At 38.3% G+C, this 26540-nt stretch carries 20 protein-coding genes, 1 pseudogene, 1 riboswitch and 1 other annotated feature; of the genes and pseudogenes, 12 read left to right on the forward strand and 9 right to left on the reverse strand.

Annotated features, from left to right (window positions below; translation table 11 throughout):
• Window positions 1–154: 154 nt before the first annotated feature.
• From NSQ14_RS16790 to NSQ14_RS16800, 3 genes are all read right to left on the reverse strand, one after another.
• A complete protein-coding gene (locus NSQ14_RS16790; RefSeq protein WP_251241561.1) occupies window positions 155–568 on the reverse strand; it encodes a DUF5367 family protein in 414 nt (137 codons plus the stop codon).
• Window positions 565–1155: a TetR/AcrR family transcriptional regulator gene (locus NSQ14_RS16795; RefSeq protein ID WP_251241560.1), complete on the reverse strand. Its 591-nt coding sequence runs from the start codon at window positions 1153–1155 to the stop codon at window positions 565–567. The genes NSQ14_RS16790 and NSQ14_RS16795 overlap by 4 nt, the downstream gene beginning before the upstream one ends.
• Before the next feature lie 205 nt (window positions 1156–1360).
• On the reverse strand, window positions 1361–2347 hold the full coding sequence (locus tag NSQ14_RS16800) for a Gfo/Idh/MocA family protein (protein ID WP_343127048.1): 987 nt from the start codon (window positions 2345–2347) through the stop codon (window positions 1361–1363).
• A gap of 342 nt (window positions 2348–2689) precedes the next feature.
• Between NSQ14_RS16800 and NSQ14_RS16805 the strand changes: the two genes are divergently transcribed.
• From NSQ14_RS16805 to metC, 3 genes and pseudogenes are all read left to right on the forward strand, one after another.
• Window positions 2690–3535, forward strand: coding sequence for a Cof-type HAD-IIB family hydrolase (locus tag NSQ14_RS16805; RefSeq protein ID WP_041845050.1), 846 nt, complete (start codon window positions 2690–2692; stop codon window positions 3533–3535).
• A 392-nt stretch (window positions 3536–3927) separates the two neighbouring features.
• Window positions 3928–4033: riboswitch (SAM riboswitch) on the forward strand.
• 58 nt (window positions 4034–4091) lie between these two features.
• Window positions 4092–5240, forward strand: a complete 1149-nt coding sequence (locus tag NSQ14_RS16810; protein WP_251246464.1) for a methionine biosynthesis PLP-dependent protein — start codon at window positions 4092–4094, stop codon at window positions 5238–5240.
• Window positions 5237–6444: pseudogene (gene metC / locus NSQ14_RS16815) on the forward strand (cystathionine beta-lyase). Before NSQ14_RS16810 ends, metC begins: the two are co-directional and overlap by 4 nt.
• 287 nt (window positions 6445–6731) lie before the next feature.
• Here the strand turns inward: metC and NSQ14_RS16820 are convergent.
• From NSQ14_RS16820 to NSQ14_RS16835, 4 genes are all read right to left on the reverse strand, one after another.
• Window positions 6732–7562, reverse strand: coding sequence for an energy-coupling factor transporter transmembrane component T (locus NSQ14_RS16820; RefSeq protein WP_346216614.1), 831 nt, complete (start codon window positions 7560–7562; stop codon window positions 6732–6734).
• Complete coding sequence (locus tag NSQ14_RS16825; protein ID WP_346216615.1) at window positions 7552–9264, reverse strand: ABC transporter ATP-binding protein; 1713 nt, start codon at window positions 9262–9264, stop codon at window positions 7552–7554. Before NSQ14_RS16825 ends, NSQ14_RS16820 begins: the two co-directional genes overlap by 11 nt.
• A 93-nt stretch (window positions 9265–9357) precedes the next feature.
• Window positions 9358–9912 (reverse strand): ECF-type riboflavin transporter substrate-binding protein, encoded by a 555-nt coding sequence (locus NSQ14_RS16830; RefSeq protein ID WP_041845065.1) that lies wholly within the window; start codon window positions 9910–9912, stop codon window positions 9358–9360.
• A 65-nt stretch (window positions 9913–9977) separates the two neighbouring features.
• Window positions 9978–10835, reverse strand: coding sequence for an S-adenosyl-l-methionine hydroxide adenosyltransferase family protein (locus NSQ14_RS16835; protein WP_346216616.1), 858 nt, complete (start codon window positions 10833–10835; stop codon window positions 9978–9980).
• Between the two features lie 148 nt (window positions 10836–10983).
• Window positions 10984–11251: a binding site (T-box leader), on the reverse strand.
• Between the two features lie 304 nt (window positions 11252–11555).
• Here NSQ14_RS16835 and NSQ14_RS16840 point away from each other — a divergent pair.
• The gene (locus NSQ14_RS16840; protein WP_251246419.1) at window positions 11556–11987 is read left to right on the forward strand and encodes a helix-turn-helix domain-containing protein; all 432 of its coding nucleotides are present in this window, start codon (window positions 11556–11558) and stop codon (window positions 11985–11987) included.
• Window positions 11984–12388, forward strand: coding sequence for an IS30 family transposase (locus tag NSQ14_RS16845; RefSeq protein WP_251246420.1), 405 nt, complete (start codon window positions 11984–11986; stop codon window positions 12386–12388). The genes NSQ14_RS16840 and NSQ14_RS16845 overlap by 4 nt, the downstream gene beginning before the upstream one ends.
• Window positions 12389–13514: 1126 nt before the next feature.
• Here the strand turns inward: NSQ14_RS16845 and NSQ14_RS16850 are convergent.
• Window positions 13515–14393 (reverse strand): ROK family protein, encoded by an 879-nt coding sequence (locus NSQ14_RS16850; RefSeq protein WP_034772933.1) that lies wholly within the window; start codon window positions 14391–14393, stop codon window positions 13515–13517.
• Window positions 14394–15777: 1384 nt separating this feature from the next.
• On the opposite strand from NSQ14_RS16850, the gene NSQ14_RS16855 reads away from it, so the two are divergent.
• The 5 genes from NSQ14_RS16855 (at window position 15778) to NSQ14_RS16875 (ending at window position 21490) form a co-directional block, all read left to right on the forward strand.
• Window positions 15778–16086: a PTS sugar transporter subunit IIB gene (locus NSQ14_RS16855; RefSeq protein ID WP_034772907.1), complete on the forward strand. Its 309-nt coding sequence runs from the start codon at window positions 15778–15780 to the stop codon at window positions 16084–16086.
• Between the two features lie 47 nt (window positions 16087–16133).
• Window positions 16134–17414, forward strand: a complete 1281-nt coding sequence (celB, locus tag NSQ14_RS16860; protein ID WP_034772909.1) for a PTS cellobiose transporter subunit IIC — start codon at window positions 16134–16136, stop codon at window positions 17412–17414.
• Between the two features lie 257 nt (window positions 17415–17671).
• Complete coding sequence (locus NSQ14_RS16865) at window positions 17672–17977, forward strand: PTS lactose/cellobiose transporter subunit IIA (protein WP_034772936.1); 306 nt, start codon at window positions 17672–17674, stop codon at window positions 17975–17977.
• 70 nt (window positions 17978–18047) lie between these two features.
• Window positions 18048–19436, forward strand: coding sequence for a glycoside hydrolase family 1 protein (locus NSQ14_RS16870; RefSeq protein ID WP_346216617.1), 1389 nt, complete (start codon window positions 18048–18050; stop codon window positions 19434–19436).
• Window positions 19437–19561: 125 nt separating this feature from the next.
• A complete protein-coding gene (locus tag NSQ14_RS16875; RefSeq protein ID WP_346216618.1) occupies window positions 19562–21490 on the forward strand; it encodes a BglG family transcription antiterminator in 1929 nt (642 codons plus the stop codon).
• 344 nt (window positions 21491–21834) lie between these two features.
• On the opposite strand, the gene NSQ14_RS16880 is transcribed toward NSQ14_RS16875, so the two are convergent.
• Window positions 21835–23205, reverse strand: coding sequence for a sigma-54 interaction domain-containing protein (locus tag NSQ14_RS16880; protein WP_034772915.1), 1371 nt, complete (start codon window positions 23203–23205; stop codon window positions 21835–21837).
• A 351-nt stretch (window positions 23206–23556) separates the two neighbouring features.
• Here NSQ14_RS16880 and pruA point away from each other — a divergent pair, with 351 nt between their 5' ends.
• Both pruA and NSQ14_RS16890 read left to right on the forward strand, forming a co-directional pair.
• Entirely contained in the window at window positions 23557–25104 is a 1548-nt protein-coding gene (pruA, locus tag NSQ14_RS16885; RefSeq protein ID WP_346216619.1) for an L-glutamate gamma-semialdehyde dehydrogenase, read from the forward strand.
• A gap of 124 nt (window positions 25105–25228) precedes the next feature.
• Window positions 25229–26233: a proline dehydrogenase gene (locus NSQ14_RS16890; RefSeq protein ID WP_346216620.1), complete on the forward strand. Its 1005-nt coding sequence runs from the start codon at window positions 25229–25231 to the stop codon at window positions 26231–26233.
• Window positions 26234–26540: the final 307 nt, after the last annotated feature.

The raw sequence follows: 26540 nt of genomic DNA on the forward strand, positions 1-26540 counted from the left end.
AGTACGAGGTTTAAAATAGCAAAAAAGAGTAATGAAGATTCACTACCCTTTTTTTATAGAAAAAAGAGAGGAATTAAGGCAAGAACCGGAATATCTCCATTTGTATAACTAAAGGGAATAAGTATACTTTACACAATTCCGAGCTGGGTACAACTTATAAAGATGAATCAATCATTTTAGTCCTTTGTAGATTTATCATGAAAGGTATGAGTAAATATAAAGCATAGGCAAATGACATCCATGCTGTAAACGCAATAACTTGGGAATCATCTAATTTTGGAAATATAAAATGATAATTGGCTAAAGTGAACGTGTCTAATGCTAGACCAATAGCCGTACCAACTATTCCAAACTTTAACGGCGCATGAGTGGATTTATCAAAGAATAGATAAACATATGTGATACCCCACAATAATAGCCCAGTTCCGGCCAGTAATAATAAAGTGCTAATTAAAAACATGTCTGTTCCGGGGCTAAAAAGAACATGTTCTCCAAAAAACACAAAAAACAATGTTGCAAAAAGCCAAACAAAGAAACCCCATATAACCGTTATAAAATAAACTTTCATCCCTCTACCCCCTCGTCAAGTAAACGATTAAGGCCGTTAAATAGTTGTTCAAGTTCCTTATATGTTTTTTCTACAGGAAAGTCCTTTCTTACTAATGCTTGTAATGCTAATCCGTCAACAATTGCATTAATGATGATTCCCCACGTTTCTAAAGTAACGCCCTCTAACGGTGATTTTGGCCATAGAGCTGATAAATTTTTAGCCAATGCATTATTTTCGGACAAAATCATCCCTCCTAATTGACTCCTTATTTTTTCGTTATTGAAGCTTGAAACAACCAAAGTGAAAAATAATTTGTGGAAGAAAGAGTCATAAGAACAGCGACTTTTGGCTGATTCTATTGCCCGATTTATCTTGAATTGAGTACTTTGTTGGGAAATTTCCGCCCATGAACGCTCACAAATGTTTTGTACAATATTTAGTAATAACTGTTCCTTCGTCCTGAAATGATAGTAAACTGTACCCTGTGTTACACCCGCCGCCTCTGCTACAGATTTTAAAGTAAATTTTTCTATCCCTACATCTACTAAACACTCCATTGCATATTTAATCAAATCCTCTTTACTTATAACGTTTGGTTTTGCCATTTTCACACCCCCTTTAGTTATCTGACTAACTAACTTAATTCAAAAAAATAATATCATCTTTTTATAAAGATTACAATATTTTATAACCCATATTAAGCAAAAATTTCCTCACAATATAAAAAGCAGGAGACCAATTCAATTATCCCCTGCAAATGATGTTTTCTTTTAACAAACGGAATTCTAGGTTAATCCGAGAAGAATTCCCTTAATTCCGGTCAGCCGGAAAGACTAAGCCGATTTGCTTCCTTGCCCGTTCCATTAATTTGCTTGTTGTCAAAGAATTGGCATATGTATTGATTTGCGATTCCGTCTTGTTTTCTTTAATTAGCTCAATAAATTCCTTTGCTTCATAATACATGGTGTTTTCGACTTGTGGGCGGCTAATATCTTCAACGGTTCCATCATTATAATGAATCTCAACTTTTGATGGCGTTGAAATTTTATCAATAACAATGGTTCCTTTTTCCCCTTGAATCTCAGATGGAATGAATGAGTTGGAAATTTTTGAGAAAGAGACAACCCCTTCCATTTCCGGATAGGAGAAAATAATCGTTCCTTCCCCATCGACACCGGATTCGAGCATATATGCATTAGCACGCAGATCCGTTGGTTCGCCAAACAACGCTACCATCGGATAAATGCAATACACGCCAATGTCCATTAATGAGCCATTGGAAAAGGCCGGATTAAAAGCATTTAGCACAATTCCCTCTTTATATTTATCATAACGTGATGAATACTGGCAAAAATTTGCAAAGTAACGGCGTACCGTACCGATTTTATGTAAATTTTCTTTGATACTTACAAAACTTGGGACAAAAGTTGTTTTTAACGCCTCCATGAAAACCACACCATGGGCTTTTGCCGTCTGAACGATTGCTTCTGCTTCTTTTACATTGGAAGCGAGTGGCTTTTCACAAATGACATGTTTTCCATGTTGCAAAAATAGAATCGATTGTTCTGCGTGAAGTGAGTTTGGACTGGCAATATAAACTGCATCAAGGACATCACTCTTTGCCATTGTTTCTAAATCGGTAAAAATATTGGTTACGTCAAATTTTGCTGCAAACGCTTTTGCCCTCTCTTCGGTACGTGAATATACAGCTACAAGCGAAAAATCCTCTATATTAGAAGCTGCATCAATAAATTTTTCGGTAATCCAATTGGTTCCGATAATTCCAAAACGAATCATAAAAATACCTCCATTATATCATTGTGATTAATTTCATAATAACATATTTAAGGCTAGAAGTGGAAAGAGTGAAAGATAGAACAGCTATGAGGAGTAAATTTATTAATCTCTGGTAGTATTGTGGAAATACGACTTATCCACAATTAGTAGAATTTTCCATTTGAATTTATCCACATTAAAGGTCAAAAACAACCAAATTTGCTTATTTTTTTAAAAAATGTGGATAACTTATTATGTTGTGTCGTGGGCTGAAGATAGAAACGGAAAAAACGACAAATAGTATGGTAAAATAAAGATGGCACCTGTTTTATTAATTCGAAAAAGGATGCAAGGAGGAACACGATGAAACTTATTGCAATCGATATGGATGGTACCCTTTTTTCTAACAATCATACAATCAGCGAAAACAATTGTCATGCTATTTTAAAAGCTCAAAGACAGGGTCATATCGTTACCTTTTGTTCAGGCCGCGCCTTACACGATATTCAAGAAATTATAAAAAAGATAAACCTCGAAGCACCTATTATTGCCGGAAACGGAGCTGTTGTTTTTCATAACAAAATCTTACAAACACTAACAATCCCTGTACATATATTGAAAAAAATTATGGACATATTTAATGATTTTCAATTATATTATGAAATTTATACAAATAAAGGTATTTTCATTGATAAAACACGAAAAGAATATTTGTATGCGGAACTGAATCGGTTAAAAGATGACCCTGTTTTCGGACCAATGGTTGAACAAATGGTTCAAGTTCAAAATGACCAAAATCATTTATTAACTGTCTCAGATTTTAGTGAGCTAAATTTTTCAATGTTAGATCCGTATAAAATGTATACTGTCAGTTTGGATGAGAAAAAACTAAATCATTTGCAACAGCGGCTTTCTGAACGTGATGATATTTCAATCACAAACGGCAGCCATCTAACCGTTGAGGTAGGAAATAAACAGGTAAGTAAAGGAAATGCCCTTCTTTTCCTCGCAAATTACTTTCAAATTCCACAAGCAGATACTGTCGCAATCGGGGATAATCTGAATGACTTATCGATGTTCAAAGCTGCCGGAACAAGCATTGCTATGGGGAATGCCACGGATTTTGTAAAAAGTCATGCGAAGTTTGTAACAAAAACGAATGATGATGATGGCGTGGCCTATGCTTTAGAAAAGTTTGTGCTTTCATAAACGGTAAATTTAGAGATGCGCCAAAATGTCCATGAAGGTCGGTTTATTGGACTTTTTTTGGAATATGTACTACAAACTGTCCATTATAGCCGCTTTACTGGACAATTTTTTTAAAAACGAGCGTGAATCTGTCCATAAAACCAGCTCTCTTGAACTTTTTCCAAAAAACGAGTATGAAACTGTCCATAAGGGGCAGTCTATTAGACAGTTTTTTAACAAAGGAGCACCATTCAGTCCATAAGGGCCGCCACGTTGGTTTCCTATAGATACGTATATTATTAATAAACTATTCCCATATAAATTATGTGCATGCTATGATTTTTCCCTTGATTATTTTAAAAAGATATTGTAAATTAGAATAAATAAAATCATTTATGAAACTGAATATCGCAATCTTATCAAGAGAGGTTGAGGGACTGGCCCGATGACGCCTCAGCAACCGGTCATTTGTCGACCACGGTGCTAATTCCAGCAGGTGAAATACCTGAAAGATAAGAAGAAACTTTCATTAACAGTTGGGGCTTCTTCTTATAGAAGTCCTTTTTATTTTCCAAAAATGTGGGGATACGAGGAGGAATCAAGCTTGGCAAATCAACATATTCAAACAAAATTAGTGCAAATCGGCAATCGAAGTGAACATATAACCGGGGCTGTTAATCCACCCATCTATTTATCCACAGCCTATCGTCATGAAGGAATTGGTTTATCCACAGGATATGATTATACACGGACGAAAAATCCAACACGTGCCTTATTAGAGGAGAGTTTTGCAAAATTAGAAGAAGGAGATCAGGCTTTTGCCTGTAGTTCGGGGATGGCGGCTATTCAGCTCGTCCTCTCCCTTTTTCAAAAAGATGATGAACTTCTTAGCTTTAATGACCTATACGGCGGAACTTACCGATTGTTCAATCAATACGAAAAATCGTATGGAATCAAAACCAGCTATGTGAAAGTGAATGATTACAACGGATTGGAAGATGCAATCACAGAAAAAACAAAAGCGATTTACATAGAAACACCAACAAATCCGTTAATGATTGAAACAGATATTGAAAAAGTTGCCCACATTGCCAAAAAACATCACTTGCTTTTCATTGTGGATAACACCTTTCTAACCCCCTATTTGCAAAAACCGATTGTGGATGGGGCCGACATTGTCATTCATAGTGCGACAAAATATATTGGCGGTCATAATGATGTCCTGGCCGGATTTGTTGTTGCAAAGGGACAGGAAATTTGTGAACAGCTTGCGACAAATCATAATGCGGCCGGTGCGGTTTTATCCCCTCTTGACAGTTGGCTGTTAATTCGCGGCTTAAAAACCTTAGCTTTACGTATGGAAGCACATCAAAACAATGCAAAACAGGTAGTCGAATTTTTAAATAACAGACCTGAAGTGACTGATGTTCTCTACCCAAGTAGAGGTGGCATGGTGTCGTTTCGATTGGCAAAAGAAGAATGGGTTGACCCCTTTTTAAGAAGTTTGAAATTGATTACCTTTGCCGAAAGTCTCGGTGGGGTTGAAAGTTTTATTACCTACCCGGCTACCCAAACCCATGCCGATATTCCGCTACAAACCCGGATGAAAAACGGTGTCGATAATCGCTTATTACGGTTTTCAGTCGGTATTGAACATATTGAAGATTTGAAGGCGGATTTAGATCATGCATTAGCGGCATTGCGTAAGGGGGCAAGTGTACGATGAGCAAAAAAAATTATGGGTTTGAAACAAAACTAATTTCTCAAGATTGTTATATTGATGGCAAAACAGGAGCAGTAAATCCACCTGTCTACTATTCTTCCACTTTTCATCAAGGACAATTCGATTCGTTTGGTCCTTTTGACTATACCCGTTCAGGAAATCCAACCCGAAAAGTGTTGGAAGAAACCATTGCCGAACTGGAAGGCGGTGTTCAAGGTTTTGCCTTTGCATCCGGAATGGCCGCGATTTCATCGGCCTTCATGCTGCTATCATCCGGGGATCATGTCATCATTTCCGAAGATGTGTATGGCGGAACGTTTCGCATGGTCACAAAAGTACTAACGAAATTTCAAATTCAACATACTTTTGTTGATATGACGGATTTAGATGCAGTGGCCGGCGCTTTTCGGCCCAATACGAAAGTTGTCTATGTGGAAACCCCGTCCAATCCGTTACTCCATATTACAGATATTAGAGGTGTTGTCAAATTAGCAAAAGCCCACAATTGTCTTGTATATATCGACAATACATTCATGACACCCCTTCATCAAAGGCCGCTTGAATTAGGTGCGGACATTGTCTTACACAGCGCCACAAAATTTTTAGCCGGGCATAGTGATGTCGTTGCGGGCTTGGCGGTGGTAAAAGATGAAAAATTGGCTGATCAATTGTATTTTATTCAAAACTCATTTGGTGCCGTTTTAGGGATTCCGGATTGTTGGGCTTTGCACAGGGGGATGAAAACATTAAGCGTGCGGATGAAACAGTCTTCAGAATCAGCACAAGTAATTGCTGAGTTTTTGCAAAATCATCCACTCGTGGAAGAGGTATTTTATCCGGGACTTGCAACACATGCGGGACATGAAATTCATTTGGGGCAGGCGACTAGTGCCGGAGCTGTATTGTCGTTCAGATTGCCCAACAAAGACATTGCCAAGACTTTTGTGGAGAACCTTGAAATCCCGGTATTTGCTGTTAGCTTAGGGGCGGTCGAATCGATTCTATCTTATCCGGCGACGATGTCCCATGCGGCGATGAGGCAAAAAGAAGGGAAAAACGCGGGATTACAGACGGACTATTACGACTTTCGGTAGGATTGGAAAATTGTGAGGATTTGGTTGCTGATCTTGCACAGGCACTCGAAATAGCAGAGAGAGCGGTTGGAGCGGGAACTGTAGCGGCTCGAACGGTTGGGAGATTTATATAAAGTTTTTATCTCGGGTTGATTGCTGTTTGGGGCATTTTTAATCTTTGGCATTGTAAGAAAAAATTGCAACCCGGGGCCGGGGTAGCGAGTTAACAACCCCGGGTTTGTAATTTGGTAGATTGACTTATCAATCCAAACTGGATACTAGAGCTTGTCATATTTTTACCCCAAAAATACTTTTACAGTAAAATAGAAGTTTACACTTTGGATTTGTAATTTTATAGATTTCTTTATCATACCAAACTTGACACTAGAGCTTGTCGTCGATTTTTATCCAAAAAATACAATTAACTAAACGGATTGTAAAACCGGCTGCCGTCATGGTAGGTAATCAGTAAGGTTGCAATTAGCAGCAAAACGAACAAAATAATTGCTGTGTAATCCCGTTTCTGAAACGGGCGGGCATTGTACCACGTTCGTTTTTTCTTTTTCCCGAATCCACGCAGTTCCATTGCATTACTGATTATTTCAATTTTTTCAAGACTTGACAAAATTAATGGTGCCAAGACGGCTGATGCGTTCTTTACCCGCTTCAGGAATTTCTCATTTTTTGACATATCAAGTCCGCGGGCTTGTTGTGCTTTGGCGATATTACGGAAATCCCGCTGAACATCGGGAATATAGCGTAAAGCAAGGGATACAGCGTAAGCAATCCGGTAGCTTACACCAATCCGATTTAAAGAAGCGGCAAATTCACTTGGGTGTGTTGTTACAATAAACAATAGCGCCGCCGGTATAACAGTCAAATATTTTAATGTAATATTCAGTTGGTAAAACAGTTGCTCCAACGTCATATTGTATCTACCGGCAAATTCAACCAACACATGACTTGTCCCGTAAATTTTAACCCCTTCTTGCGGTGAAAAAAGATAAATAGCGATATTATTAATCAGTAAGAATACGAGAATAAAAATTAACACAAATAAAATGTCTCGCAACTGAATTTTAGAAACGTAAAAAATGACTAAACTCGCAATAAATAAAAACAAAAGAATCCGGGTGTCATAGGTCAACATGGCCGCCGTTGACCATAGGATAAAACAAACTAATTTCGTCGCACCTGTCAAGCGATGAATCAGGGAAGTTCGGTCAATATAGCTAAGCATTTCATTTGCCATGGTTTCGTCCCTCCCGATCATAAGCAATAAATCGTTCCACAAATTTTATCGGATCTGTAAAACCGGTTTTTGTCGCCAATTCAAAAAGTGATGTTTCTTTCAAGTTTGCCTGTTCAATTAATTGCGGATCAGATAAAATCCGGACACTTTGATCATCGGCGATTTTTCTTCCGTCACACAAAACGATGGCCCGATCCGTATATTCCAGCATTAAATGCATGTCATGGGTTATCAATAAAATCGTGAGTCCGTTTCGATTGAGTTCCATTAAAAACTCCATAATATCAGTATAATGGCGGAAATCTTGGCCTGCTGTCGGTTCATCCAAAATAATCAACTCCGGCTGCAACACCAAAATCGATGCGATGGTTACTCGCTTTTTTTGGCCAAAACTGAGTGCAGAAATCGGCCAATTACGAAACGGGTACAGTCCGCATATTTTCAGCGTTTCCTCCACCCGCTCACGTATCTCAGCTTCCGGTACACCTCTGGCAACAAGCCCCAGTGCCACCTCATCGAAAATCATATGTTTGGAGATCATATGGTTTGGATTTTGCAAAACCATACCAATCTTTAAAGATCGTTCTGTTATCGATTCATTGGTAATATCTTGACCTGAGAAAATAATTTTTCCGGCATTTGGTGTTTCAAAGCCGCAAATCAATTTCGAAATAGTTGATTTTCCCGCACCGTTTTTGCCGACAATACTAACCATTTCCCCCTTATTTATTGTAAAAGATACATCGTGAACCGTTTCTTTTTTTGGTGTATAACCAAATGAAACCCGGTTTAATTCAAGAATCGGCTCAGCTTCCGGCGGCTCTTCATTCAATGTCACTTCTTCATACCATTTTCGCAGCTGCTCGCGGAACGTCTCCGCCCGAAAACGTGAAAAATCAGCCGGCTCCAAATCCTTTGTAATGGCCCCGCCTGCATACTTTATCGCCTTAAGATAAAGCGGTTCACGAATTTTTACTTTTTCCAAGATATCCGTAGAAAATAGTTCATTTGGGTTCTGATCTGCCAAAATCTCTCCGTCATCTATAACAATGATTCGATCAATATGACAGTACAGGACATCTTCCAAGCGGTGTTCAATAATAACCACCGTTGTATTCGTTTCCTTTTGAATTTGGTCAATCAAATGAATGGCATGCTTTCCGGTTGCCGGGTCTAAATTCGCCAGGGGTTCATCAAAAAGAAGGATATTGACATTATCGACCATGACACCGGCTAAAGAAACCCGCTGCTTTTGTCCGCCTGATAAATGGTGAACGGACGCATCCAGAAATGCACCCATATCCACCATGGCCGCCACTTCTTTTACAGTTTTAACCATCTCCGGCTGCGGCGTACAATCATTTTCAAGGGCAAAAGCAATGTCTTCTCCGACAGATAATCCGATGAACTGCCCGTCCGGATCTTGTAAAACCGTTCCAACCATTTTTGATATGGAAAAAATGTCCAAGTCGCTTGCTTCTTTTCCCATAATTTTTAAACTGCCTTGGATTTCCCCTTTATATGAAAACGGAATAAGCCCATTGATACAATGACCAATGGTGCTTTTCCCTGATCCGGATGGACCGACAATTAAAACCTTCTCCCCTTCATAGATGGTGAGATTAATATTTTTTAGTGTTGGTTGTTTTTGACTATCATATTTGAAATGATAATTTTGAAACTCTATGACTGGTTTTTTCATTGTCAATCTCCTGCATACATTTTATTGTTGCATTTGCTGATGCCGATATTTCTAAAAATTTTTCTCGATCCAAGCTTCCTGTTTTTGATCTGGTTATTCTCGATCCAAGCTCCCCGTTTTCGTCCGGGTTTTTGCATAAAGAGTAAGCAATAATGTACCAAGAATCCCGACTGTGACCATGTTGGAAATGCCAACACCGAGCCCTTGGATAAACACTTTACTAGTTGGTTCCGCGTAAATAACAATATCCAGAACTGGCGCCAACAGGAACCAGCCCAGTGCTTGTGCGCCAACCTGAACCAAATTAAACGTGATGATTTTTTGTCTCCCAAATTCACCGGATTCAATATCCAGTTTTTTCGAAATTAATCCGAATAAAAACCCAACAAACATACTGACAACAACCCAGCTCCACCAAATGGAACCGTAGAAGATTAAGTCTTTCAATGCGTGACCGATTAAGCCGATGAGTCCGCCGGCAATCGGTCCGAAAATCACTGCCATTAGTGCTAAAAAGGCATACGTCACCTCAATATTAGAATTTGGAATCCCGGTTGGAATCGAAGCAAATCTTCCCAAAATAACAAAAACAGCTGCTCCAATCCCGATTGCAACAATCGTACGAACAGATAATGTATTTTTGTTCATGAATACCTCTCCCTTATTGATAAATTTTTTAAAAGTTTGGAGTATTGAACCGTCTAATGAAAAAATCAATTATAACTAATATCCACCACTTTTCGGATTGTAATTTTCCATTTTAGTCCGGCTTCAATATGATAAGCCTTGGCAAAGGAACCTTGATTGATGGCGACACCGATTTTATTTAAGGAGTTGATATAAAGGAGTGGCTCGCCTAAATGGCTGTCGGCAAAGGAACGGCCAAATGTCATGATATTTTTATAGACATGCCTTGTTGAATTTTCAATGGTGACTTCAAATGTATCTCCATATTTTACATCAAATTGTAAAAATAGGGTACGATCAATATTTGTCCAAAGATTACCGAAGCGAACATCAAGAACGTCGATATTTCCTTTAATTGTTCCGTTTTCGAGGACCGCCTCCGTTAATGGTAGTTTAACGACGGATTCAGTAGAGAGAGCCGGACCAACTTCTTGGAAACGAATCTTTCCGGAAGCCAATCGTGCACCGGTATAGGCATACACATCCCTGCCATGAAATGTATAAGAATGACCGGAATTTGGCAAGCGATTGACATGTTCATCAATTTCCCTTACTTCCTGGATGCCGATATATTTTTGAATATGGGTAATCGTCCCATTATCCGGTGTAACAATATAATGGTTGGTCGCTGTTTTTGCCACAATACTTTTCCGCTCCGAGCCGACACCCGGATCGACAACGGAAATAAACACGGTATTTTCCGGCCAGTACGTAATCGTTTGAAATAATCGATAGGATGCTTCCCAAATATTGTACTGCGGGATCTCGTGAGTTAAATCGTATATTTTCAAAGCTCTGTCTACATTTAAAGCTACACCATACATCGCAGCAACTGCACCATCACTTAGGCCAAAATCGGTTTGAATCACTAAACAATCAGTCATTTGTATTTCCTCCAAATTGATTTTTTTTCTTAACTTTACGGTGCACCAAAAATTGTTATTTAATATTAGCTAATATTTACATGCGATCGCGATCGATAAAACAATAAAGATATTTTTTGCATAAAAAAACCACGTCATTATCAATTATGATAAGGACGTGGTTTGTATTCACGTGGTACCACCTTATTTCACTGTATGCTCGCACAATACAGCCTCAGTCAGTACGCCGGCAAATTGCCTTAATACCGAGGTATTTGTAACGAGTACCAGCTCGGCGGAACCTACTAATAGCAAACACTATGTTCAGCACGCAACTCAGGGGCCATTGTTCAGATTCGTATTTTTGCTCCTTTTCAGCTACCGAAGCTCTCTGTAAAAAATAACTAAATCCTACTTTTCCCCGTCATGGTTTTTCACTAGTTGTTTAATAATTAATGATAGTTGATATTTTTTATTATAAGCGATTATTCATTTATGTCAATAATTTTTTACGGTTTTTTTGACAAGACAAAGACAAATTTTTGGTCACGAGATAAATATAAGTTTATTCATTGCACGCTTAAGTGTAAAAAGTCGATGTTCCAAATTAATTTATGACTTGATTGCAGTTAAATTCTTTGGTTAGTTGTAAAATGAAATGCATAAAGAAAATATAAAAAAAGTCATGTAGATACGGTATACTTAAAAGCAACGAAACCAATAAGTAAGGAGTGTATCTACATGACCGTCATTAATTATACCACAGCTAAGAGAACCTTTAAACACCTAACGGATATACAAAGAGGAAGACTTGAGGAAATGGCAAAATCCGGTAATTTTACCCAGGCTGAAATGGCTAAGGAGCTAAACGTTAGTCAATCCACGATTTCACGTGAATTAAAACGGGGGAGAACACGTCAAATGTCAACGAAACGAACTTATTATGATCGATACCTTGCAGATGCTGGGGCACGTGTTTACCGTGAAAACAGGCAGTTTTCTCGTGCTAAGGATTTTCATAAATACTCAGAGAATTTTTTAGAGGAATTACCTAAGGCTATTGTTTCGACAAAACAAAAACCACGTGAACATAGTGTAGATACCTTGTTCACATGTATCGAGAAAAACATCCAGCGGAACATGTTCCTTGTACAAAGACGGTCTACACATTGATTGATCAGGGTGTGCTTTCTGTTCGAAATATCGATTTACCCATGAAAACACGTATGAGGCCTCGAAAAAATAAGCCCTCAGAGCCAAAAGGAACAAACTCAAAACATCTCGGACGGAGTATAGAAGATAGAGATGCTTCTGTCTTATCGCGAGAAGAAGTTGGTCATTGGGAAGTAGACTTGGTACTCGGTAAAAAAACAAAAGGCGAACCTGTCATTATTACGATGGTTGAGAGAAAATCCAGAGTCCTATTAACCAAAAAGGTCTGGAGTAAGCGTGCAGAAGACATTCAAAAGGCGACTTTGCAAATGATGAGAAAGCAGGGTATGGAGTGTTTTAAATCGCTGACAACCGATAATGGTGCGGAATTTTCTACTCTTTCTCTCATTGAGGAAAATTAATCTTCTGTACAAGTATTCTTTACACATGCCTTTGCCTCATGGGAAAAAGGTACAAACGAGCGACATAACGGTCTTTTGAGAGAATATCTGCCTAAAGGGAAATCCTTAAGGGATCTCAAATATACTGAGTTACAAATGTATACAGACGCTATCAATAACCGACCAAGACGAATATTAAATTACCAAACACCAATTGAGTTTTTCAACAATGAACTTAAAGCTATTTAGTAAAAAGTATGGAACAGAAACCGATAGAGCCCCCCCTATTCGCTCACCACCATTGACTTTGTTTTTGTCCATGTAGTGGGATGATTGCGGGTCCAGGCAAAAGAAAAGCCTTAAGGGCTCACCCGCAGATCAATGGTAACACGGACAAATCGATTCTAAGTATTCGCTGGTGGGGCCCCGACCCCTTCCATCGCCTACTAAGAATCGGGTACTACAGTCAATGGCAAGCAGCTAAAGCTGTGGCTCTGAAGAACGGCATAGTCTTGTACTCTATCTGTATATTTTTTGAATGTTCAATATATAAATCCAACCTAATGAACCCTTGATAGGATTAGCTTTTTACAGGCAACCGTAATCTAACAAGATTTTAAAAAAATTTTATGCATTTGACTTTACAATTTAGCATTATCTCATTAATTCCTATCTTTTAGGCAAAAAAAAACACAAGTCTAGGAGCGTTTATATACTGGCGATTATTATAAAGTTAAATTGTCAACTTTGTTTTATGGTCATGTGTCGGCGTTGTTATGATATGGAGGAGTAGCTTATGGAAAGAATATCGGCCAATCAAACCGATCACATCCCCCATAGGGATTTTTCACGTTGAATTCTTAAGAACCTTTTAAGAATCAAGAAAGAAAAATGATAATCTTACCTTTTAATATAAATAAAAAATAGAATACGAGGAGAAGATAGGATGTCTTTATTAATACCTTTTCCCTTATCTCAGGCATCGACTTCTGCATATTTATCGTCAAAGTACAAAGTCCATCCGATCACATTTCGTTATCTCGTTGCTTTCAATATGATTAGAGAATATGACAGGGAAACCCAATGAGTAAGTGACAAAACATATTAATGAAAAAACAATATATCCATATCCGTTTATAATTAGCCTCTATCCCTCTTCTTCCAGTGCATGTCTTGCCAACACCAATCCCCCAACCAATCCGGCATTATCTTTTAAACCTGGTGCGACAATATAATCGGCAATGTTTTCGTTTAACTCTTGATGGGTGAAATAACCATTTAACAACGATTTTACATTTTCTCGAACCAGTGGGAAAATGGATTCTTGGTGAGCAACACCGCCCCCGATTACAATTCTTTCTGGAACAAGAATCATAATATACTGGACTAAAGCTTGTGCGATATAATAAGCTTCCATTTCCCAAACTTCTTTTCGGTCAGTCATTTCGATACCCTTTTTCCCCCATCTTTTTTCAATCGCCGGGCCTGCTGCCAAGCCTTCAAAACAATCTTTGTGGAATGGACAATTCCCTTCAAAGTGATCATCCGGATGACGTCTGACAATAATATGACCCATTTCCGGATGTGACAATCCTTCAAGCAACTCGCCGTTCACGACTGCTCCCGCTCCAATTCCGGTGCCTACGGTAATATAGAGACAACTGTCTAGCCCTTTTGCAGCGCCAAATTGATATTCACCAAGTGCCGCCGCGTTGACATCTGTCGTAAAACCGGTCGGCACTTGTAATTCGTCCAACACAGTCTGGAAAAACGGATAATTTTGCCAAGCCAGTTTCGGTGTATTTAAAACATGACCATAGGTTGGACTCGATTTTTTCACATCAATAGGACCAAACGTGCCAATTCCGATGGCCTCCACTTTTCGTTTTTTAAAAAATTCGATTACTTCAGGAATGGTTTCATCCGGTGTTTTTGTCGGAATCGATATCCGCTCCAATACTTCTCCTTGTTCATTCCCAATGCCACAAACAAACTTTGTTCCGCCTGCTTCAATAGATCCTAGAATCATTTGCATCAGCTCCTGCCATTAAATATTTATACACATATCTTTTTACTCTCTTTTATTTTGGTAACCCTAATCTAATCATTGGAGTAATACACTAATTTTACTTTATTATAAAATTACTGTAAATGGATTCTTCCACTGAAAAACTATTCAAAAAAAAGTTGCTACCACAATATATAGAAAATTGATTATAATATACATTTGTATAGGTGTTCGGTAAGATTTAACACTTTTTCAGTGGACTCGAACGACTTTCACGGACAAGTAGTGAAACAATTAGAGGAAACAGTCCAATAGAGCGACTCTCGCGGACAAAATGAGTGGTCAATCTGCAAAAATTGTCCAATAGAACGGTTCTCACGGACAAAATGAGGAGGCAATCTGCAAAAATTGTCCAATAGAACGGTTCTCATGGACAAAATGAGGAGGCAATCTGCAAAAATTGTCCAATAGAACGGCGCTCATGGACAAAATGAGGAGTCGATTAGCAAAAAATGTCCAATAGAGTGGCTCTCGCGGACAAAATGAAGAGGCAATCAGCAAAAAATGTCCAATAGAACGGCGCTCATGGACAAAATGAGGAGGCAATCTGCAAAAAATGTCCAATAGAAGGGTTCTCATGGACAAAATGAGTGGTCAATCAGCAAAAAATGTCCAATAGAACAGCGCTCATGGACAAAATGAGTGGTCAATCTGCAAAAATTGTCCAATAGAACGGTTCTCATGGACAAAATGAGGAGTCGATCAGCAAAAATTGTCCAATAGAACGGTTCTCATGGACAAAATGAGTGGTCAATCAGCAAAAAATGTCCAATAGAACGGCGCTCATGGACAAAATGAGGAGTCGATTAGCAAAAAATGTCCAATAGAACGGCGCTCATGGACAAAATGAGTGGTCAATCTGCAAAAAATGTCCAATAGAACGGCGCTCATGGACAAAATGAGGAGGCAATCTGCAAAAATTGTCCAATAGAACGGTTCTCACGGACAAAATGAAGAGGCAATCTGCAAAAAATGTCCAATAGAGCTACTCTCACGGACAAAACCGTGGTTCAATCAACAAATACTGTCTAATAAAGCGGCGCTCACGAACAAATTAATGAGAATGTGCTAAATAATCTTGCTTAACGCCACATTTAGATGTATTTTCGTAGTCTACTCTACTATATTTTTAAAAAGTAAACATATCCGAATTACTTTTCAGTGGTTTCTATTGATTACTTCTAATTTTTTCCATTTCCCCTCATTTAATCATTTCCTTCTTAAGACGGAAATTTTATGTGTTAAGGTGTAAGCGCTTTTCCTGTACGATAAAAGTGTAAAGAAAATCACATAATACTGCTAAGGCAATCAAAATAAATTTAACTTTAATGGAGGTTCTATCATGAAAAGAATATTATTAGCCTGTTCATCCGGTATGTCTACTAGTTTATTGGTGTCAAAAATGAAGGAGGTAGCAGAGGCAAGAGGTATTGAAGCAGAGATTTGGGCTGTTGCTCAAGACAAAGCTCCAACTGAGATGGAACATGCAGATGTTCTTTTAATCGGGCCGCAAATGAGATTCATGAAAAAGAAATTTACCGCAGTTGCCGAAAAAGTCGGGATTCCTATAGAAGTTATCGATCCTGTTGCTTATGGTCGTATTGATGGAGAAGCCGTTCTTAACAAAGCTTTACAATTAATGGATAAATAAATTATAAAGCTCTAAAAAAAATAAAAATATGAGGGAGAGATCTTGTCATGAATAAGTTTATGGAGTTTTTAGAGAACATGCTTTTGCCAATTGCCGATAAGTTAAATAATAACCGTTATTTAACAGCTTTACGGGATGGATTTATGGTTGCTTTGCCGCTAATTATCTTTGGCTCAATCTTTGTTGTAATCGCTAACTTTCCATTCCTTGATAAATTACTTGGGGAAGATGCCTATACTGCCTATCAAAATGCATTGGGACCGGCATCTGCTGCAACACTTAGTATTATGGGGCTCTTTGTTATCATCGGAATCGGGTATAAATTAACGCAAAGTTACGGTGGAGAAGCGATTTACGGTGGTGTTGTTGCTGTCGCTGCATTCCTTATTTTAAATCCACAAGAATTAGACGGCGTAACCGGTGTTATTCCAACAGCTATTCTTGGTGCTCAAGGAATGTTCTTAGGTATATTCACTGCATTTATTGCCGCAGAACTTTATCGCTATTTTGTCAATAAAAATTGGACAATTAAAATGCCCCCTGGAGTTCCGGAAGCAGTATCCCGTTCATTTAGTGCACTTATTCCGATTACATTAACATTATCAGTTTTCTTAGTCATTCGAATTCTATTTAGCTTTACACCATTCGATACGGTGCAAAACTTTATATATACAATTATTCAAGAACCGTTAACCGCTTTAGGATCAAGCTTACCGGCCACGATTTTAGCCGTACTGTTATGTCAAATTTTCTGGTTCTTCGGTTTACACGGACAAATTATTATCAACTCGGTATTTGACCCAATTTGGTATACATTAAATGATGAAAACTTAAAAGCATTCCAAGCAGGAACAGAACTACCCAACGTAATCACAAAACAATTTATTGATACTTTCCTCGTTGGTATGGGTGGAACAGGAATGACGCTAGCAGTTATTCTTCTCATCTTTTTAATTGGTAAGAGCCGCCAAGTAAAAGAACTTGGCAAACTAGGGGGGCCGGCCGGAATCTTTAACGTTAACGAACCAATTATCTTTGGTTTGCCGATTATTATGAATCCGTTAGCCATTTTCCCTTGGTTATTGGCCCCAGTCGTTGTCACTGCAGTCACTTACTTTGCAATGGCTACCGGAATTGTTCCGAAACCGGCAGGAATTATCGTACCATGGACAACACCAATCGGAATTAGCGGATTTTTGGCAACCGGTAACTCGTGGAGAGGGGCCGTTCTACAAATTGTGAACCTGCTCATTGTTATGGCAATTTGGTGGCCATTTCTAAAAATTATGGATAAAAATTACTATGAAAACGAAAAGGCAAAGAAATAATATTTAACAACTATTGAATGGGATCTTGCCTACATTCAGATGGTAGAACGGACAAATTGGATTATAAGCCCTCGGACGGCAGGGCCCCCACCACCATCCGCCGGGCTTATAAGGGAAAGAACCCATTCTCTTTAAAAGATTGACCAATTGAACCTGTTGTTGATTTCCGGTTCAATGAAAAGGGCAAAATTAACTTATTGCTTTTATTTTGGTAAAATATAGAAAGCCGATATGGTGGAGTGAAAGGCATGAAAACAATGGACAAAATCACAGAAATTTCGTTTCAAATCATTTTATATGCCGGAAATGGCCGTTCTTGTGCTATGGAAGCCATTCAAGAAGCAAAGAAAGGCAATTTTAATGAGGCAAACCGTCTTATTGAAGAAGCAGGTAATGAACTCAGTAAAGCCCATGGTTTCCAAACAAAACTTCTTCAAGAGGAAGCAAGTGGAAATGAACAAAGTATAAATATTATTCTCGTTCATTCTCAAGACCATTTGATGACAGCAATGACTGTTCGCGACCTAGCCATTGAAATCATTGAAATTTATCGTAATAAATAATTGACAACAACCGCATCTATTCTAGCCGGAAGCATTGAAATTTACCGCAACAAATAAGGGAGGTCCACAAATGACGATTCAATACAAGTTTCCAGAAGGTTTTTGGTGGGGAAGTGCCACATCTGCCACACAAATTGAAGGAGCCGCAAATGAAGGTGGAAAAGGAAAAAATATTTGGGATTATTGGTATGAAATTGAGCCTAATCGCTTCTTTGATAATATTGGTCCCGAAACCACGTCCAACTTTTACCACCAATATAAAGAAGATATTAAATTAATGAAAGAAATCGGTCATAATTCCTTCCGTCTTTCCATCTCTTGGTCAAGACTTATTCCGAGTGGCCGCGGGAAAGTGAATCCGGAAGCAGTAAAATTTTATAACAATGTCATCAATGAATTAATCGCAAATGGGATCGAACCATTTGTTAATCTTTATCACTTTGATATGCCGTTGGAGTTGCAAAATAAAGGTGGTTGGGAAAGCCGGGAAGTTGTAGAAGCTTATCGCGCTTATGCCATTCAGTGCTTTCAGTTGTTTGGTGACCGCGTGAAAAAATGGTTTACTTTTAACGAACCGATCGTACCTGTTGAAGGTGGTTATTTATACGATTTCCATTATCCAAATATCGTTGATTTTAAACGGGCTGCCCAAGTTGCTTATCATACCATTGTAGCGAATGCAAAAGCGATTGAAGCCTTCCGTACATTCAATTTTGCCGACTCAAAAATCGGGATTATTTTAAATTTAACCCCGTCTTATCCGCGAAGTCAAAATCCGTATGATTTAAAAGCTTCCAGAATCTGTGATTTATTTTTCAATCGAAGCTTCTTGGATCCGGCAGTTTTAGGTGAGTATCCGGAAGAGTTGGTCGAAATTTTAAGGGAACATGGGCAATTACCGGCTATCGGTGAAGAAGACCTCGAGCTCATTAAAAACAATACAGTTGATCTTCTTGGTGTTAATTATTACCAACCACGACGAGTCAAAGCCAAAGAACATTTACCGAATCCGTACAGCCCATTCATGCCGGATTGGTTTTTTGATTACTATGAAATGCCCGGTCGAAAAATGAACCCATATCGGGGCTGGGAAATTTATGAAAAAGGGATTTACGATATTATGATCAACTTAAAAGAAAACTACGGCAATATCGAATCCTTTATTTCCGAAAACGGAATGGGTGTCCAAAACGAAGAACGATACTTAAAAGACGGCCAAATTCAGGATGACTACCGTATTGAATTTATTAAAGGTCACTTACAATGGTTGCATAAATCTATACAAGAAGGTTGTAACGTTAAAGGTTATCACCTCTGGACATTCATGGACAATTGGTCCTGGTCAAATGCCTACAAGAATCGGTACGGGTTTATCTCCGTTGATATAGAAACGCAAAAACGGACACCGAAGAAAAGTGCTTACTGGTTTAAATCAGTGGCAGAAAACAACGGATTCTAGTTTTCTGTCTATAATAATAGGCGGGACAAAATATATTGTATAGAAATATCGCTGCTTAGTTTGGTTCCGGTTACCATAAGACTGGAACCTTTTTGAATAACAGAAAATTAGAGGGGGACTTTTCATTGTTAAATTCCCGGATGAAAAACATTTTACGAGAACTGTACGCAGTTGATCAACCGATTACCGGCAATTATCTTGCAAATCTGAACCAAGTGACAACCCGGACGACAAGAGAAGATATAAAAAATTTGGATGCGATTTTAAATAAACATGGGGCAAAAATTGTTTCAATAATTGCAAAAGGTTACAAGTTGGAAATTTCAGATGAAAAAGCTTTTCGTAAATTTTTGCAATCCATTTCAGTTGAACAAATTGGACAAGAGTATATTCCCTCTACACCGGAAGAACGAGTTGCCTATCTTATTAGAAGGCTTTTATTAAGTAACCGGTATGAAAAATTAGATGATTTAGCTGATGAATTATATATTAGTAAATCGACCATTCAACTTGATTTGAAAACGGTTAAGCAAATTTTTGATGAATACGGCATTGTTTTAAAATCTAAGCCTAATTTTGGTATTAAAGCGAGCGGCAGTGAAATTAAATTACGATTTTGCCTGTCAGAATACTTATTTGACCGAAACGATGACCATACAAATACACTTGTCGATACACCTTTTTCATCCATTTCCAAAGAAGATATAGACCAAATTCATAAAATTATTTTGAAGCAAATACAAAAACATCAAATCTCAATGTCAGATATTGCCATAAATAATTTATGTATTCACATTGCAATTGCTTATAAGCGAATCGTTAGCGGTCATCATGTAGTACTGGTGCATTCAGATATTGAGGAAATCAAGCAACAGAAAGAATACCAAGTGGCAACAGAAATCGCGGCCGACGTTGAAAATTACTACCATGTAAAATTTCCACAGCAGGAAATCGCCTATATTGCCATGCACTTGCTTGGGACTAAATTACTTTCCCAAACAAAAAGTCAGGTCGATCATGTTATTAACGATGAAATTCTACATCTTGTCCATTTTGTTTTAGAAAAAATTGAAGAACAATTAGAGCTGGGTATTCAGAACGACCAGGAGCTTATCTTGGGGCTAAGTTTACATTTAAAACCGGCTGTCAATCGAATTAAATTCGGAATGAACATTCGTAATCCCATGCTGCAGGATATTAAAAACAATTACCCACTTGCCTATGAAGCCGGCATTATTGCAGGAATTGCCGTCAAAGAATATACCGGAATTGAGATGGATGAGAATGAAATCGGCTATCTTGCCTTACATTTTGGTGCAGCGATTGAAAGGAAAAAATTGCAATCCGGTCCAAAGCGGTGTCTTGTTGTCTGTGCTTCCGGTTTAGGTACAGCCCAACTCATTTTTTATCGACTGAAATCATATTTTGGTCACAATCTAGAAGTTGTCGGAACAACGGAATACTATAAACTGAATCAAATGAATTTAAATGGTATTGATTTTATTGTCAGTTCAATCCCTATTCAAGAATCTTTTCACATCCCGGTCATTGAAGTCAATGCCGTTTTAAAAGAGCAGGATTTAAAATCGATAGAAAAATTTATTGTCAACCAAAATACAAGACAACCTATTTTGTCATATTTTCATAAGGACTTAACTTTTTTAAAAGAAAAATTGGCTACCCAAGAAAAAGCGCTTGAATTTTTGAATGATGTTTTATTGGATAAAGGGTTAGTCGATGATACTTTTCTCGAGGCGATTTACGAAAGAGAAAAAGTTGCGCCGACTGCATTTGGGAATTTAGTGGCGATTCCACACCCGATCACCCCAAAAACAAAGAAAACCTTTGTGGTTGTCTGTACGTTGGTAAAACCGATTATCTGGAGCGAAACACCTGTTCAAATCATCTTTTTGTTATGTGTAAAAAAAGACAGCCAGGAGGATTTGCAGGAAATGTATGACCTGTTGGGGAAATTCATTGAAAACAAAGCAATGGTACAAAATATTTTAAAGGCAAAAACATATGAGGACTTTATTCATGTGATTAGGGAATAGTGAAACACCTGTAATGAGGTAGAAAAGAAGGAATTGGGAAAGGAAAAAGGACAGGCAATTTCTAGAGCGGAGAAAGATGACACAAAAAATGGCGAATGTAGGTTTAGACATAAAAACGATAATGTCTCGAACCGGTTTTTCGGGGGATGAGATAAAGCATATTTTAAAAGAAGGCTGAACCGTGTCGATCATGGAATCTCTTCTTAGTCCGTACCCAAAGATCGTTATGGGTTATGCAAGTAGCGACCCCACCTTAGCAATTTTCTATTCCTCTAAATCTTTGAAGTGGGGTCTTGTATCTGACAATTTGCTTTTAACACCGTTCCGCTTTCGGTTTAGAAAAATTACCCGTTCAATCCATATTTCTTCATTTTATTATATAATGTCACCCGCGATATCCCTAATTTTTTTGCTGCTTTTGATTTATTGCCGTTGGACCAACTTATAGCTTCTTCAATCAACCTCCTTTCCATCTCTTCTTTCCCCGGAAAGGAATCGGTAATTTCGATTTGGGGCGGATTGGTTTCTTGAACCATATTTTGAAAATAACTTGAAAGATCTTCTTTATCCACCGTCTGTTTCTCTGATAAAATCACAATTCGCTCACATAAATTACGTAATTCACGGATATTTCCCGGCCATTGGTACTGATGAAGCATTTGGAGGGCATCGTGTTTGACAATCGGGACCGGCACTTGATATTTATTTGCAAATTGCTTCAAAAAAAATTCTATCAACTCCGGGATATCCCCAGCCCTGTTACGCAGGGGAGGCATCGTAAGCTGGATGACATTTAGCCGGTAAAATAAATCTTCTCGGAATTTTTTCTCTTGGATAAGGCGCTCCAAATTTTGATTCGTTGCGGCAATAAAGCGGACATTCACTTTTTTTCCTTTTGAATCACCAATACGGTAGATCCAGTTTTCTTGCAGAACACGAAGAAGTTTTACTTGCATGTCCAATGGAAGTTCCCCTACTTCATCAAGGAAAAGTGTCCCCCCATCGGCCATTTCAATCTTTCCTGCCTTGCCATTTTTTTCCGCTCCAGTAAAGGCCCCTCCTTCATATCCGAATAATTCACTTTCAAATAAAGAGTTTGGGATGGCTCCACAATTAACCGGTATAAAGGGACCGTTTTTTCTGGAACTGGATTCGTGAATGGCCCGGGCACAAATTTCTTTTCCCGTTCCGCTTTCCCCAAGGATTAAGGTCGTGGCATCGGTTTTTGCCGCTTTGCTGGCAATTTGGATCGTATCTTGCAGGGCCTTGCTTTTTCCAACCATTTTTGAGAAAGGGTTTTCATCTCTGTCTGTAATAACCTTTTGCCTTAACTCATTCAGCTCGGCTGTTGTCATGACAAGATTATCGTTCAGTTTTACAATTTGGGTAATGTCCCGTTCCACAGACACCGCACCAATCAACTCGTTTTGATTATTGAATATAGGTGAGGCATTAATAACGACATGCTTACCTTTACGCGGACGGTGGTAAGTGTTTCTTACAGGTTTCTTTGTTATTAAAACTTTTAACACCATTAAATCCTCATCATGAAAAAAATTGGTAATATCCTTGTTTAAGATTTGATCTTTTTCAATGTTGTATGTGTGCACAGCCGACTCATTCCAGAAAATGACTTTCTTGTCCTTGTTAATAATTGTGATGGCATCTTCCTCGGTTGACAATAAAGTTTCTAATATATTTCTTTCATTCGACATTTTTCCCCCCCTCCCCCTTTACATTGTAAATTAATTTTACACTTTCCTTTACACCTTTGTAAAGAAAGTTTACAGTTTACCTCTTTTTGTCTGCAAATCTATTTTCTAAAAATCTCATTTTATAGCAGTTTTGTGACAAATACATAGAGATATAAAAGTTGGCATACCTCTTGCATAATTAAATTAGGAGTTGACGATTTGTGTCGACTTTTCACAGTGGTGGAGGTATTGTGTCTTGATATTTGCCGCCCATAAGTACAGGTGGCCACTGTTAAGAATGGCAGACTGAAGGAAAAGTTCTGCTGTTGAATGCTTTCTTCACGAAAATAAATAAGGGGAGGAATGATTTTTATGGTTTTACCTTTCAAACATGAACCTTTAACGGATTTTACAGACGTGGCAAATATAAAAGAATTCGAAGCTGCCTTGAAAAAAGTTGAAGGAGAACTGGGAAAAGAATACCCTTTAGTAATTAATGGTGAACGAATTTATACAGATGACAAACTCGTTTCCGTAAATCCAGGCAATAAAGCACAAGTTATTGGAAAAGTATCCAAAGCAACGAAAGAACATATTGATCAAGCAATGAATGCCGCTCTCGAAGCGTTTCAAACTTGGAGAAAAATGACACCGTTTGCCCGGGCGAATGTACTGTTTAAAGCGGCTGCCATTACCCGGAGAAGAAAACACGAAATCTCCGCATGGCTTGTTTACGATGCAGGCAAACCATGGGATCAAGCCGATGCCGACACTGCGGAAGGAATTGACTTTTTAGAATATTACGCCCGGCAGATGCTTGAGCTGGCAAAAGGGAAGCCGATGAATCACCGGCAAAACGAGCATAACGATTTCTTCTATCAACCGATGGGCCCTGGTGTTGTTATTCCGCCTTGGAATTTCGCCTTTGCGATTGTTTGCGGAACGACGGCTGCACCGATTGTAGCCGGTAACCCAGTATTATTGAAGCCTTCAGAAAATACTCCTGTTATTGCTTACAAGCTCGTAGAAATTTTGGAAGAAGCCGGTCTTCCTAAAGGAGTGCTCAATTTTGTTCCCGGTGATCCTTTAGAAATAGGCGATTACTTAGTCGATCATAAGGAAACAAGATTCATTAACTTTACGGGATCCCGTGCAACCGGAGTCCGAATTTTTGAGCGGGCAGCTGTAGTCCAAGAAGGGCAAAAACATTTAAAACGAGTGATTGCTGAAATGGGAGGCAAAGATACGATTATTGTTGACGATGATAGCGATCTTGACCTGGCTGCGGATGCCATTGTTTACTCGGCTTTTGCCTTCTCCGGTCAAAAATGCTCAGCCTGCTCAAGAGTCGTAGCCCACGAAAATGTATATGAAGAATTGTTGGAAAAAGTTGTCGCTCTTACGAAACAACTTTCCATTGGCAGTCCATCTGAAGGTAATATTTACGTTGGTCCGGTTATCAATCAAAAACAATTTGACAAAATTAAAGATTATATTGAAAGAGGAAAATCGGAAGGAAAACTTGTTTATGGCGGAGAAGCAGATGATTCAAAAGGTTATTTTGTTCATCCAACGATTTTCAAAGACCTGGATCCAAATGCACGAATCATGCAAGAGGAAATTTTCGGACCGGTTGTGGCCTTTACAAAAGCGAAAAACTTTGATGAAATGCTTGAAATTGCCAATAACACCGACTACGGTTTAACAGGAGCCGTCATTTCCAGAAATCGGGAACATTTAGAACGTGCCCGTTATGAATTCCACGTTGGCAATCTTTATTTTAACCGTGGATGTACTGCGGCGATCGTTGGTTACCAACCTTTTGGCGGTTTTAAAATGTCCGGAACCGATTCAAAAGCAGGAGGTCCTGATTATTTACAACATTTTATGGAAGCAAAAGTTGTTTCTGAAATGTTTTAATCTACTATTTGGAAAGGGACTGTCTAAATCAAGATGAGCCTCATAGCTAAAGCTTATGTTGAATAGCAACTTTTAAAAAACAGCCCCTTTCCGAAACCTGTTTGTTAGAAAGAGGGAAAACAAAATGACGAATTTGACAAAAAATTTCTTTTACAGTTTATCCCAAAACAAATTATTAAATGAATCCGCTAAAAAGTGGGGATTTAAATTCGGTGCCGATAAGTTTGTGGCAGGAACCGACTTAGATAGCGTGACAAAAACAATTAAAAAATTGAATCGTCATGGTATTAGCGGAACCGTTGACAATCTTGGGGAATTTGTATCAGACCGGGAAGAAGCAATGAGAGCAACAAACAATATCATCCGTCTTCTTAATCGAATTAACGAAGAAAATTTAGATTGTCACGTTTCCGTAAAATTAACGCAGCTAGGCCTTGATATAGATGAGCAATTTTGCATCGACAATATGAGGAAAATTATGGAAGCAGCTTCAAAGTTTGGGATTTTCGTGAATATTGACATGGAAGATTATTCCCGTTATGAGCAGACACTTCGCATTCTTCAAACATTACGGGAAGAGTTTGAAAATGTGGGAACGGTTATGCAAGCTTATTTATATCGAGCAGAAGAAGACCTCGAACAGTTGAAAGACGTTCGAATTCGTCTTGTAAAAGGGGCATACAAAGAAAGTGAAGCGGTCGCATACCAGTCAAAAGCTGAAATTGACCGAAACTATCTTAAACTGGCAAAAAAACGTCTTTTAGGGGATGCATTTACCTCAATTGCAACCCATGATCACAATATTATCAATGAATTGAAAGCGTTTATTAAAGAAAATAATATTAGCCATGATAAATTCGAATTCCAAATGTTATACGGTTTTCGCACAGAATTACAATATAATTTAGCTGCGGAGGGTTATCGATTTTGTACGTATATCCCTTTTGGAACGGACTGGTTCGGCTATTATATGCGCCGCTTGGCTGAACGTCCGCAAAACATAAACCTGATTGTCAAGGATGTATTTTATGATAGCAATAACAAGCTGAAGAAAAAACCGCTTGTCATTGCGGCAGGGGCTGCTACATTCCTTTGCCTATTAAGAAAAAGAAAAAACAGCGGAAAGTAGTAAGACATTGATATATTTTTATAAAAGAATAGTGATTGAGTATTTCATATTCGTAGTTAACAATAAAAACAGATCCTGCAAGGCTTTTTTTCGGGTCTTGCAGTGATCTATTCCTTTTTGAAAAGGAAAAAATGAAACGAACAAAGGGCTTCTTTGAAAACACCTCATAGTTTGGAAATATTATTCAGAAAAAACAAAAATATTCTAATGTTTATGTGATTATATATCATATAATAAACGACACTCAAAAAGCACATATTTTAAAAACTTTTGCCTCTACTTAATACAACACCTTTTGTTGTACTAA

The sequence above is a fragment of the Caldifermentibacillus hisashii genome, from assembly GCF_039654145.1.
Taxonomy (GTDB): domain Bacteria; phylum Bacillota; class Bacilli; order Bacillales; family Caldibacillaceae; genus Caldifermentibacillus; species Caldifermentibacillus hisashii.